Source organism: Micromonospora sp. NPDC023869 (genome assembly GCF_055559695.1).
In genome coordinates this window covers 204,997-216,989 of record NZ_JBVHKD010000009.1, presented here as the reverse complement: position 1 = coordinate 216,989, position 11,993 = coordinate 204,997, and the positions used below count along the sequence as shown (strand labels likewise).

At 71.8% G+C, this 11,993-nt stretch carries 13 protein-coding genes; 4 read left to right on the top strand and 9 right to left on the bottom strand.

Annotated elements, in window-relative coordinates:
- Positions 1 to 3 precede the first annotated feature (3 nt).
- The 5 genes from ACZ31C_RS23925 to ACZ31C_RS23905 form a co-directional block, all read right to left on the bottom strand.
- Complete coding sequence (locus tag ACZ31C_RS23925) at positions 4 to 285, bottom strand: adhesin (protein ID WP_396740220.1); 282 nt, start codon at positions 283 to 285, stop codon at positions 4 to 6.
- Positions 286 to 613: 328 nt separating this feature from the next.
- On the bottom strand, positions 614 to 943 hold the full coding sequence (locus ACZ31C_RS23920; RefSeq protein WP_350693337.1) for a hypothetical protein: 330 nt from the start codon (positions 941 to 943) through the stop codon (positions 614 to 616).
- Positions 944 to 1,047: 104 nt separating this feature from the next.
- Positions 1,048 to 1,485, bottom strand: coding sequence for a nitroreductase family deazaflavin-dependent oxidoreductase (locus tag ACZ31C_RS23915; protein WP_465797156.1), 438 nt, complete (start codon positions 1,483 to 1,485; stop codon positions 1,048 to 1,050).
- A 62-nt stretch (positions 1,486 to 1,547) separates the two neighbouring features.
- The gene (locus ACZ31C_RS23910; RefSeq protein ID WP_465797155.1) at positions 1,548 to 2,516 is read right to left on the bottom strand and encodes a hypothetical protein; all 969 of its coding nucleotides are present in this window, start codon (positions 2,514 to 2,516) and stop codon (positions 1,548 to 1,550) included.
- A gap of 299 nt (positions 2,517 to 2,815) precedes the next feature.
- The gene (locus ACZ31C_RS23905; protein ID WP_465797154.1) at positions 2,816 to 3,412 is read right to left on the bottom strand and encodes a pentapeptide repeat-containing protein; all 597 of its coding nucleotides are present in this window, start codon (positions 3,410 to 3,412) and stop codon (positions 2,816 to 2,818) included.
- A gap of 74 nt (positions 3,413 to 3,486) precedes the next feature.
- On the opposite strand from ACZ31C_RS23905, the gene ACZ31C_RS23900 reads away from it, so the two are divergent.
- The 3 genes from ACZ31C_RS23900 (at position 3,487) to ACZ31C_RS23890 (ending at position 6,954) form a co-directional block, all read left to right on the top strand.
- Positions 3,487 to 4,719 (top strand): serine hydrolase domain-containing protein, encoded by a 1,233-nt coding sequence (locus ACZ31C_RS23900; protein ID WP_465797153.1) that lies wholly within the window; start codon positions 3,487 to 3,489, stop codon positions 4,717 to 4,719.
- A 51-nt stretch (positions 4,720 to 4,770) separates the two neighbouring features.
- A complete protein-coding gene (locus ACZ31C_RS23895) occupies positions 4,771 to 5,412 on the top strand; it encodes an NAD(P)-dependent oxidoreductase (RefSeq protein ID WP_465797152.1) in 642 nt (213 codons plus the stop codon).
- A 180-nt stretch (positions 5,413 to 5,592) separates the two neighbouring features.
- A complete protein-coding gene (locus ACZ31C_RS23890; protein ID WP_465797151.1) occupies positions 5,593 to 6,954 on the top strand; it encodes a M28 family peptidase in 1,362 nt (453 codons plus the stop codon).
- 51 nt (positions 6,955 to 7,005) lie between these two features.
- On the opposite strand, the gene ACZ31C_RS23885 is transcribed toward ACZ31C_RS23890, so the two are convergent.
- On the bottom strand, positions 7,006 to 7,470 hold the full coding sequence (locus tag ACZ31C_RS23885) for a PPOX class F420-dependent oxidoreductase (protein ID WP_465797150.1): 465 nt from the start codon (positions 7,468 to 7,470) through the stop codon (positions 7,006 to 7,008).
- Positions 7,471 to 7,489: 19 nt separating this feature from the next.
- Positions 7,490 to 8,119, bottom strand: a complete 630-nt coding sequence (locus ACZ31C_RS23880) for a DUF6642 family protein (protein WP_396740235.1) — start codon at positions 8,117 to 8,119, stop codon at positions 7,490 to 7,492.
- 305 nt (positions 8,120 to 8,424) lie between these two features.
- Here ACZ31C_RS23880 and ACZ31C_RS23875 point away from each other — a divergent pair, with 305 nt between their 5' ends.
- Positions 8,425 to 9,213, top strand: coding sequence for a D-Ala-D-Ala carboxypeptidase family metallohydrolase (locus ACZ31C_RS23875; protein WP_465797149.1), 789 nt, complete (start codon positions 8,425 to 8,427; stop codon positions 9,211 to 9,213).
- A 737-nt stretch (positions 9,214 to 9,950) separates the two neighbouring features.
- Here the strand turns inward: ACZ31C_RS23875 and ACZ31C_RS23870 are convergent.
- Positions 9,951 to 10,667, bottom strand: coding sequence for a response regulator (locus ACZ31C_RS23870; protein WP_465797216.1), 717 nt, complete (start codon positions 10,665 to 10,667; stop codon positions 9,951 to 9,953).
- Positions 10,643 to 11,881: a sensor histidine kinase gene (locus tag ACZ31C_RS23865; protein ID WP_465797148.1), complete on the bottom strand. Its 1,239-nt coding sequence runs from the start codon at positions 11,879 to 11,881 to the stop codon at positions 10,643 to 10,645. The genes ACZ31C_RS23870 and ACZ31C_RS23865 overlap by 25 nt, the downstream gene beginning before the upstream one ends.
- Positions 11,882 to 11,993 lie beyond the last annotated feature (112 nt).

Here is an 11,993-nt window from a genome sequence, read left to right as displayed (position 1 = left end):
GGGCTACTGCTGGTCGGTGAAGCCGAACTGGATCACGCCCTCGTCGTCGACGGTCGCGTCGACCGCGGCGTCACCGAGCAGGTCGGCGGCGTCGGAGTCGAGGAAGATCCGGGCACCCTGGTTGTCCACCACCTGATCACCCTCGACCGGTGCGGCGACCAGCTCGACGGTGAGCGAACCGGCGGTGGTGTCCGCGGCGATGCGTACCCCACCGCCCTCGGCCACGTCCTGCTGGTTGGCGAGGTCACGGATCACCAGGACGGCGTTGTCGGTCATCGTGAGCATGGTGGGACTCCTCGTGGGTTCTCGACTCCCGGTGCCGGAGGCACACTGCCGGCCAGTCCGTGGGCGGACCGGCAAATCGGCCCGCACACCGGGTACGGATGTGGCGGCCTTCGAGGTCGACCACGCCCCGGCGCGGCTCGCCGGGCAGCGGTCGCCCACCACCGCATCGGGGCAGCTCAAGGCCCCTCCACTGCCCACGGTGCCCGCTGCCGAGGGATCCGTCAAGTAGACGAAGATCGATCGGCCCGTCAGGTGTGACAGCTCCGGAAACGGGTACCCCACGAGGTTTCCCTGGTGTAAGGAAGGGACCCTTCCTATACACCAGGCGTTAGCAGGGGGCCCTTCCTTGCATCTTGGGCGCGGGGACGGGCGCGGCGGGGTCGCCACGTTCGATCAGTGCGGCGATCTCGGAGTCGCGCAGGCCGCGCAGCGCCAGGACGCGGGTGCCCCAGCGGTGCAGCCGGCACGGGTGCGGACTGGCGTCGTTGCGGCAGACCGTGCCCCCGGACCATCTTCGGGGCGCGTGCACCACGACGGCACGGACGGCGAACTGGGCATCCTCGGCGGTCACGTACGGCGGCAGCGGGATCTCCCGCAACGCCGTTCCGGCCGGCTCGCCGGTGGGCGGGGACGGACGGAGGGTACTGCTACTGCTCATCGGCCTGGCCTCCACACAGGACAGTCGAACCCGGACAGCAGGACGGTACGGTCCGGTGGAGGCGGCCCGACGGACAAACTGCCCGACGACGGGTACGGCTGCCGTCAGACGCGTTCCAGCACCACCACCGGGATGTCCCGGTCGGTCTTGGTCTGGTAGTCGTCGTACGCCGGCCAGATGGCGACCATGTCCGGCCACAGCCGGGCCTTCTCCTCGGGCGTGGCGGTGCGGGCCCGGGCGGTGAACCGCTCGGCCGCGACCTGGACCTGGGCCTCCGGGTCCGCGAGCAGGTTCAGATACCAGGCCGGGTGCTGGGGAGCGCCGCCCTGGGAGGCGACCACCACGTACGCGTCGCCGTGCCGACCGTAGATCAACGCGGTCCGGCGGAGTGCGCCGCTGCGTCGGCCCCGGGTGGTCAGCAGCAGCGTGAACACGCCCGGCTGCCACTCGTGCCCCTCAGCACCGTCGGTCTCGACGTACCGGTCGATGTGTTCGGCCACCCAGTCGGTGGGGCTGTCCATTACCTTCTCGCCCGAGGTCATCGGTCCTCCTCGATCATGATCGGTCACCGACCACGCTACTGGAGAGCCGGGCCGCCGGCAGGTCAGCGCAGTGCGACGGCCTGCAGACCGACGTTGCCGCAGTGCGGCGTGAACGCCTCCTCCACCGTCCAAGTGAGCAGGACGCGGGTGCCCTGCGGCGCCTGGAAGCGGACCGTCACACCCGAGGAGAGGCTGGTGTGCCGCTCCTCCAGCCGCAGCGTCTGGCGTGGCCCGTCGTCGCCCACCCGTACGTCGAGCCGACCCCGGGCCATCCAGACGCCGAGGTAGACGGTGGCGGTGCGCGGCTGGCCGTCGGAGACGACGGCGAGCCGGAAGCCGTTGCCGGCACCGCAGGTGTAGACCCCGGCCGCGACGTCCCCGGCCGAGTCCACCGGCGCGCCGTCGCGCCACCGGAACAGCTCCTGGTTGCCGTCCCAGGTGTCCCGGTCACCCCGGCCGCCCAGGTCCCGCAGGTCGGCGGAGCCGTCGCGCTTGCGTACCGGGCTGGTGGCGCCGCCGAGGCCCCAGTGCAGCCAGTCGCGGCTGCCCGCCTCGGTCAGGTCCACCGTCGCCGGGATGTCGGACCGGCTGACCACGAGCGTCGGTGGCGCGGCCGGCGGGGCGGGGGTGGACACCACGGTGGCGCTCGGCGAGGGACTCGGGCTGCGTTCCCGAGGGCGCAGGCCCGGCACGGCGTCGGCGGTGGCGCTGCCGCTGGGCAGCGCCGGACGCCCGACCACCGCGGGCAGGCCGTCCGGGTCCGGCTGGTCGTCCGGCGTCGGCTCCGACCACCAGTTGACGTAACCGACGAGGGCAAGCAGGCCGGCGAGGGCGGCGACGGCCTCCACCGTGGTACGTCGACGTCGCCGGGCGCGGGCGAGTCGACGGGCGGCGGCCCGGGTCGCCCCCTGGGCCGACGGCGGCGATGTCGGTGCCGGTGCCGACGAGCGGGCCGATTCCGCACGGCGGCGGCCCGACCGGGTGCGGTGTGACGCCGGATCGACCGGCCGCGCGGGCTTCTCCTCCGCCACCGACTCTCCACTTCTGCCGGACCGGACTCGCGCCGGCACGCTCGACCCGGACGCGGGGCCGTCTCACATTCGCATCACCGACCCCCGACGCGCTAGTGCGGTGTCCAGGAACGTTGGCGGTGTCGCGGCGAGGTCCAGGCGGCGGTCCGGCAAGGCGGAGTCGGGCCTGGATACAACACCGGTATCCAGGCCCGACTCCAACGCCGCCGGTCGTCGTCTGGACCCGGCGCGGCCCGGTGAACGTTTCTGGACACCGTACTGGTGAGGACAGAGCCTCGTGTCGGTCGCCGCCGGACGGCTCAGCCGAGGACCTGGAAGCCGAGGGCTCGCGCCATCGTGACGGCCTGCACCGCGTCGACGATCGCGCCGGAGCGGTGCACGGCGGTCGGATCCAGGCCGGAGAGGTCGCTGCCGCGCAGGTCCGCACCGGAGAGCCGGGCTCCGCGCCACTGCACGTCGGAGAGGTCGCCGCCACTCACGGTCGCGCCGGTCAGGTCGGCCCCGGACAGGTCGACCTCCCGCATGCGTACGCCGGTGAGGCGCGTGCCCCGCAGGTCGGCACCGGCGAGCGTGACGAACGACCAGTCGCCGCCGTCGACGGTCAGCGGACGCAGGTCGCACCGGTCGAAGCTGCTGCCGACCAGCTTGCAGCCGGTGAACTCCGCCTCGAACAGGTTGCAGCGGGTGAACACGCACCGGGTGAAGGCCGAGTCGACGTGCCGGGAGACGTTGAACAGCACGTCACCGAAGGTGCAGCCGTCGAAGACGGCACCCCGGCTGGTGGCCTCGGTCAGGTCGACCCGATGGAAGGTGCACCCGACGAAGCGCCGGTCGGTCAACTCCTCCGCGTACCAGTCCTCGTCGTGGAAGGTGACGCCCTCGATCGGCTCCGGCATGAGGGGGAGACTAGCCAGTGACACCGACGACCTTTCGTTCCCCGGCCCGCGTACCGGCCGGTAGGTTCGGTCGGATGAGCATGGTACGCAGCATCGCGCCGGCCGAGGTCGGTCTCGACCCGACGCGGCTGGCCCGGATCGACGCGCACTTCGGCCGGTACGTCGACGATGGTCGGCTCGCCGGATTCCAGGTCCTGGTCACCCGGCACGGCGAGATCGCGCACAGCGCGACGTACGGGCTGCGGGACCGTGAGGCGGGTACGCCGGTCGAGACGGACACGCTCTGGCGGATCTACTCCATGAGCAAGCCGATCACCTCGGTCGCGGCGATGCTGCTCTGGGAGGAGGGCCGTTTCGAGCTGACCGACGAGATCGGCCGCTGGCTGCCCGAGTTCGCCGACATGCGGGTCTACTCGAAGGGCTCGACGCTCAAGCCGTACACCGTGCCGGCGATCGAGCCGATCCGGGTCTGGCACCTGCTCAGCCACACCTCCGGGCTGACGTACGGCTTCATGCAGACCTCGGTGGTCGACGGCCTGTACCGGGCCGCCGGGTACGACCTGTACCCGCCGTCGGACGTGGATCTGGCCGGGGCCTGCCAGGTCTTCGGTGAGCTGCCGCTGCTGTTCCAGCCGGGCACCGCGTGGGGTTACTCGGTCGCCACCGACGTGCTCGGTCGGCTGGTCGAGGTGGTCTCCGGGCAGAGCCTGGACACGTTCCTGCGGGACCGGATCCTGGATCCGCTGGGCATGACCGACACCCGCTGGCACGTGGCGGGGGCCGACGCCGAGCGGCTGGCCGCGCTGTACGTGCCGGACCCGACCACCGGTCGGGCGGTCCGCCACGACCGGCTCGGCGACCTAGCGTACACGAAGCCGACGCTGCTCTCCGGCGGCGGTGGCCTGATCTCGTCGGCCGGCGACTACCACCGGTTCACCCAGATGCTGCTGCGCGGCGGCGAACTCGACGGGGTGCGCCTGCTCGGCCCGCGTACGGTGCGCCTGATGACCCGCAACCACCTGCCCGGCGGCGGGGACCTGGGCACGCTGTCCACGGGCGGGTTCGCCGAGACGACGCTGGACGGCATCGGGTTCGGCCTCGGCTTCGCGGTGGTCGACGACCCGGTGCCGAGCCGACTGCCGAGCAGCGTCGGCGAGTACTACTGGGGCGGGGTGGCCAGCACCGCGTTCTGGGTCGACCCGTCCGAGCAGCTCACCGCGCTGCTGTTCACCCAGCTCATGCCGTCGAGCACCTGGCCGCTGCGCTCGCAGCTTCGGCAACTCGTCTATTCGGCGCTGGTCGACTGAAGGATCGCCGTTCCGCCGACGTGCGCCGGGCCCGGTCCATAGCCTGGGCTGGTGAGCAACATCGTCGTGTTCGGGGCGGGCGGCACCGCAGGTTCCCGCATCGTCGTCGAGGCGTTCGACCGGGGACACCGGGTGGTGGCGGCGGTACGCCGACCGGAGGCCGTCTCGTACCTGCCGCCGGGCGTACGGGTGGTCACCGGGGACGCCACCAGCGAGCGCAGCGTACGGGAGTTGGCGCCGGACGCCGACGCGCTGGTGGTGGCGATCGGCGGCGGTGACCGTACGCTCTGGCCCGACGCTGCCCGGACGCTGCTGCACGTGCTGAGCGGAATGCCGGCCGCGCCCCGCGTGATCCACGTCGGCGGCGGGTCCACCCTGCTCAGCCCGGCCGGGAGCCGGTTGCTCGACGAGCCGGACTTCCCCGCCGAGTACCGGGAGGCCGCGCTGGGCCAGGCCGACGCGCTGGACGTCTACCGGTCCGCTGCCGACGGGGTCACCTGGACCTACCTGTCCCCGCCGCCGCTGGAGTTCCATCCCGGCGAGCGCACCGGACGGTACCGCACCGGCACCGACCAGCCAGTGACCGACGACGATGGGCGCAGTGCGCTCAGCTACGAGGATCTGGCGGTCGCGGTGGTCGACGAAATCGAAAGCCCACGTTTCCGGAATATGCGTTTCACTGCCGCGTACTGATTCCTCGATCTTGAGAACGAGCAGCTAGCGGGTTAGATTCGAGCCGCAGTGACTCGGGATGTTCACCCCTGACTCCCGGGTCCGTACCTCGAATCAGGAGGCTTGCTCTTGTCATCCCTCGACGACACCGTGACACCCTCACACGAATCGTCCCGCTCCACTGTGTTCAACCGTCGGCGCATGCTGACCGTCGCGCTCGGCGGCGCGGCCACCGTGGCGCTGCCGGCGCCGGCCTGGGCCGCCGACGACAAGCGACCGGGCGCGCACCACCCGCCCAAGCTCACCCCGCAGGACCGCAAGGTCATCGCCCAGCTCTCCCCCCGCCGGGCGCTGGAGCACCTGAAGGTGCTCTCCGAGGACATCGGCCCGCGCATCGGCGGCACCGAATCCGAGCGGCGGGCCGCGAACTACCTGGCGGGCCAGTTCGACAAGCTGCGCTACGACACCACGTTGCAGCCGTTCCCGGTGGCCGACAAGTTCCTCGCCCAGCTCAGCTCCCCCGCCGGTCTGCCCACCGACCTGAACTGGCAGGTCGGGGCCAGCGCCCACGCCGCGTTGGACACCTCGGTCACCGCCGCGGTCGTCGACGTGCGGGCTGGTACGGCGGCCGACTTCACCGCCGACGTCGCCGGCAAGATCGTGCTGGTGGACTACGTCGCCGCGCAGCGGGAAACGCTGGCGGCCCGGGCGGTGGCCGCCGGTGCGGCCGGTGTGGTCTTTCTCCCGGCCGACCTGGTCGAGCCGCGCCGCGCGTCGGCGTTCTCGCCCACCCTGCCCGGCTCGGCCTCCGCGCCGCTGGGCATCCCGGTGGTCGGCGTAGCCCAGGCGCAGAAGCACCGGCTGCGGGCGCTGCTCGCGTCGGGACCGCTCACCCTGACCATCGCCACCACCGCGCACCGTGGCCTGACCTCGTACAACGTGCTGGCCGAGCGGCGTGGGCGGTCCGGCGCGAACGGTCCGGTGGTCATGGTGAGCGCGCACTACGACTCGGTGATCGGCGCGCCGGGCGCCAACGACGACGGGTCCGGCACCGTGCTCTGCCTGGAGCTCGCCCGGGTACTCAAGGCGATCCCGATCAACGCCACCGTCCGGTTCGGCCTCTGGGGCTCGGAGGAGCAGGGCCTGATCGGGTCGCGCTACTACGTGCGGCAGTTGCCGCAGGAGGAGCGGGACCGGATCCTCGCCGTCTACCAGAACGACATGGTCGCCACGAGCTGGGACCCGGCGACGCGGTACTGGCTGCTCTCCTTCACCGGCCAGGCCAACCGGGCCACCGACGAGGTCTCCGCCGCGGCGCTGCGACTCGGCTACCAGCCGCAGATCTCCCCGGTGACCCAGCGCGGCGCCAGCGACCACCAGTCGTTCCAGGAGGTCGGCATCGCCAGCGCGAACTTCTCCTGGCGGGGTGAGGAGTCTCCGGCGCTGTTGGAGCCGCCGTACCACAGCCCGGAGGACACCATCGCCAAGAACATCAGCCTGGAGCGGTTGCAGGTGTCAATGGAGCTGATCGGCTGCGCGACGTACGCGACGGCCGGACACTGACACCAGCACCGGGGCGGGCGGGTCACGGCGAGAGCCGGGTCCCGCCCGTCGTCAGTCGGCCAGTCGGGCCGGGAAGCCACCGGTGGCGATCGGCCCCCACGAGGTGATGGTCACCCGGATCAGCGACTTGCCCTGCCGCACCATCGCCTCCCGGTACTCGTCCCAGTCCGGGTGTTCGCCGGAGATGCTGCGGAAGTACTCCACCAGCGGCTCCAGGGCGTCCGGCAGGTCGAGGACCTCGGCGGTGCCGTCGAGCTGCACCCAGGGCCCGTTCCAGTCGTCGGAGAGCACGCACGCCGACACCCGGGGGTCCCGGCGGATGTTGGCGACCTTGGCGCGTTCCGGGTAGGTGGAGATCACCAGTCGGCCGTCGGTGTCCACCCCGGCGCTGACCGGCGAGGACTGCGGGCGACCGTCCGGGCGGGTGGTCATCAGCACCACCCGGTGCCGGGGGCGGACGAAGGCGAGCAGGTCGTCGCGGTCGACGCGGGTGTTGTGAGCGATCGTGCGAGGCATCGTTCGTTTCTACCAGCCGTCAGACGATCCGGCCTGCGGACGGCTGGCGAGGCACCCGGGAACGCGCCGAGGGACGCCAGGCGCGGCCGTTGGCGTAGATCACCCGAAAGCCCAGGTACGACGCGAGCGGCGCCCAGTGCGCCGAGCCCATCCGCAGCTCGGCGGCGTTGTGCCGCCGACCGTTGGCCAGCACGTCGAGCAGCACGGTCTCGAACGCCGCCGACTCGACCCAGTCCACCTCGCGGGTGAAGCCGCAGATCAACGCCGCGCCGGTCACCTCGAGGAACTCCCGCAGCACCGACTCGGGGGCGCGCAGGACGGAACAACTGCCGAAGTAGAGCCGGCGCCCCTCGCAGCGCCCGGCCATCAACTCCGCCACCTCGGTCAGCTCGACCGACTGCCAGTCGGTCAGACACAGCCGGTTCGGCTCGCCGTGCATGGCGAAGAAGCCGAGCCGGTGGTCGGCGTACTGCTTGAGCAGCCAGCGGTCGACGAAGTAGAACAGCTCGTCGCGGGTGGCCGCGTCCTTATGGATGAAACGGACCCGGCCCAGCCGTTCGAGCAGTTCGAGGGTGGGCAGCACCGAGCCCCGCTCGTTGAGGTCCCGGTGCCACTGGCCCTCGACGCAGAAGATGCCTCCGCGTGCCACGCCCGCCTCCCCGTCGTCGCCCGGCGCTGAGGTTACCGGGCCGGCTCGGCCCGGCGACATCACCCGTCCTGCGGTCACCTGCGACTTTCGGTCCCACGACGGCGGCTTTGCGACCCAGCCGGAGTGAATGCCCGATTCCCAAGAATCGGATTAATTCCGGTTCAACCGGCCAGTAACCATCATCCCGAAAGGAATTCGCGTTAAGCGTCACCAACCGGCAGTTGAGGTGCGAGTGTGGATTCACGGGACGGCGGTCCACGTCCCGGAATGCCACCCCATTCGCTCTCCTAGCAGGAGGACTCTCTGTGCGCGCACATCTGATGAAGCGGGCTGTCCTCGCCCTCGCCCTGGCCGTGCCAGGTGCCGCGATCGCCTCGGTGGTCGCCGCACCGCCGGCCCACGCCGACGGCTGCTACACCTGGAACCGCACCCTGTCCCGGGGCAACTCGGGCAGCGACGTCCGCGAACTGCAACTGCGGATCGCCGGGTGGGCGGGCAACAACAACGTGGTGGAACTCGACGGCCAGTACGGCCCGAAGACCGCCGCCGCCGTACGCCGTTTCCAGTCCGCGTACGGCCTGCGGTCCGACGGGGTCGCCGGGCCGCAGACATTCCGGAAGCTGTACCAGATCCAGGACAACGACTGCACCCCGCGGCACTTCACCTGGAACGAGATGGACGACGGCTGTGGCCGGGGCGGCTGGACCGGTGGTCCGCTGACCACCGCGCAGACCCGGCAGAACGCCCTGCGCACGATGTGGAAGCTGGAGGCACTGCGCAAGGGCCTCGGCGACCAGCCGCTGGAGGTGACCAGCGGATTCCGCAGCCGCACCTGCAACAGCCAGGTGGGTGGTGCCTCGAACAGCCAGCACCTCTACGGCAACGCGGCCGACCTCGTCTCCGACAGCCGGTCGCTGTGCCAGATCGCGCGCGCGGCCCGCAACCACGGTTTCAGCGGCATCATCGGCCCCGGGGTGAGTGGCCACAACACGCACGTGCACGTGGACTCGCGCCGCGAGAACAACCAGGACGACAGCGAGAACAACACGTACTGGGCAGCACCCGAGTGCGGGATCGCACCCGGCTACCGCTGAGTTCGCGACGCCGGCCCGGGCGTGGGCGGGGGGATGCCCGTACGCCCCGGGCCGGCGTCGTACCGGCGGACGAGCCCGCTCAGCTCGCCCGCGGCCAGCGCGGCGCGGTGGCGGGGGGTGCCACCGGCCGGCCGGGGGTCCGGACACCGGCCCGAGCGGCCGGAGCGGCCACCCTCGGCACCGGGCCCCGCGCCGGGTAACCGGCGGGGTTCGTCCGTGGCGGATAACCGGCCGCGCCCGCACGCATCGGGTGACCGCCGGACCGCTCGGCACCCGCCGGACGGGCCACCGGGGTACGGCCCTGTTGCGGCCCGTTCACCAGGAACGGGAAAGGGACGTGGACGAACGGGTTGCCGTGCCGGATGAGGGCATCGAGCTGTCGTTCGTTGAGCCCGTGGTCGAGCAGTACCTTCCGACCCCAGCGATGCAGCCGGCAGGGGAATCTCGCGCCGTCGTTGCGGCAGAGGGCCCCGGTGGGCCATTCCTCCGCCGCGTGCACTACTACCGCCCGTACCGCCAGGCGGACATCCTCGGGGGTCAACGGCGTCGGGACCGGCAACTCGCCCAGGATCTGATCGATGGGATCCGTCGACTGACCATCAACTCGCACGGCAGGCCTCCCGCAGTTCGGTGGCGATGCGCCTGAGCACCGCACCTCGCCCATTGATACGGCCTGGCGAGCGGGAAAGTTCAAACCAGATCGGCTCGCGGTTAACCGAGAGTGGCGGCCGACGCCGTCAGACCAGCCCGGCGTCGTGCACGAGGAGCGCGACCTGCACCCGGTTGTTGAGACCGAGCCGGGTCAACAGCCGCGAGACGTACGCCTTGACGGTGGCGACGCTCATGAACAGCTCGGTGGCGATCTCGGCGTTGGTACGCCCCTGGCCGATGGCTATCGCCACCGCGCGTTCCCGCTCGGTGAGACCGTCGAGCAGCCGGCTGGCCCGCTCCTGGCGCGGATCGCTGGCGGTACCCACCGTGACGTGCGTGATGAGGGTCCGGGTGACCGTCGGTGACAGGGTCGCCTCCCCGGCCGCCACCCGGCGCACCGCCTGCACAATCTCGGCGGGCGGGGTGTCCTTCAGCAGGAATCCGCCGGCACCGGCCCGCAGCGCCCGCAGGACGTGCTCGTCGGCGTCGAAGGTGGTCAGCACGAGCACCTCCGGAGGTCGGGGCAGCGCCCGCAGCGCCTCGGTGGCGGCCAGCCCGTCCACCCTCGGCATCCGGATGTCCATCAGCACCACGTCCGGCCGGCAGGTGGCGACCGCCTGGACCACCTCGCCGCCGTCGGCCGCCTCCCCGACCACCTCCAGGTCGGGCGGACCGCCGAGGATCATCGACAGGCCGGCGCGCACCAGCGCGTCGTCGTCCACGATGAGGACCCGGATCGGACGTGGACCCGCCACCGGCGGCACCTGCTCCGGGGCGGTCACGACGCCGGCCAGGGCAGCCAGGCGGCGAGCCGGAAGTCGCCGACGTCGTCGCGGCCGTGTTCCAGCCGTCCGCCCGCCAGGGTGACCCGCTCGGCGACACCGACCAGCCCGGTGCCGGTACCCGGGATCGACGGCACGGCCTCGCCCACCGGCCACCGGTTGCGAATCTCCACGGTCAGCCCGTCGCCGGGGCCACCGCTGAGCCCGACCGTGACGGCCGCGCCGGCGGCGTGCTTGCGGGCGTTGGTCAGCCCCTCCTGCACGATCCGGTAGACGCTGCGCCCCAGCCCGGCGGGGAGCTGCTCCGGGTCGCTGACCCGGTCCCGCAGGTCCACCCGGGTCCCGGCGGCCCGGGACTCGGCGACCAGCGCGGGCAGGTCGTCGAGCGTGGGTTGCGGGCGCTCCGGCTCGGCGGTCAGGGAGGTGTCGGCCCGCAGCACGCCGATCACCTCACGCAGGTCCTGGAGGGCGGCGTGCGCGTTGCCCCGGATCACCCCGGCGGCCCGGGAGACCTCCTCTCCGGTGGCGTCGGGCCGGAACTCCAGCGCACCGGCGTGCAGGCTGAGCAGGGAGATCCGGTGGGCCAGCACGTCGTGCATCTCGCGGGCGATCCGGGTGCGCTCCAGTTGCTGCGCCTGGGCCACCCGGAGCTGCTGCTCGGCCTCCGCGCGCTCGGCGCGTTCGCGTAGTGACAGCACCAGTTGCCGACGGGCCCGGACGAACATCGCCCAGGCCATCACCAGCAGGGTGATCACCATTCCCCAGATGGTGGCGGCCCAGTAGCTGCTGTGCGGGTCGGGGCGGAACAGGGCGAAGAACATGTTGCAGACCAACCCGGCCGCGGTGACCGCCAGCGCCACCGCGGTCCGCAGATGCACCACCACGGTGAAGTAGATGATCAGCAGCGCGGCGACCGAGGTGACCGAGAGCATGGTCAGCGGCAACGTCACCAGCAGAAGCCCGAGCGGCCAGCGACGGCGCCACCAGAGCGCCACCGTGCAGGCCAGCCCGACGACCGCGTCCGCGACGATCATCCAGCCGTACGGCAGCCGCTCGGCGACGATCGGGGCCGGTGTGAGGGCGTCGAACGTGGTCAGCACCACCCAGCCGAGCGAGAGCAGGAAGCAGGTGCTGTCGATCAGCCAGTCCCGCATGGTGCGCCGGGGGCGACGGTCGGTCGCGCCGAGCGCCCCGGGCAGCAGCCACGGGTACTCGGGGACGACGGGGCTGGTCACAGGCGTAATGGTAGGCAGTCGTCGACGGCTCCGGCCAGCTACCAAAGTCGGTCCTTCGGGGTCGACCTTGGTCTAGCTGATCTCGACCGGTGGCCGCTGCGGACAGCCGGGT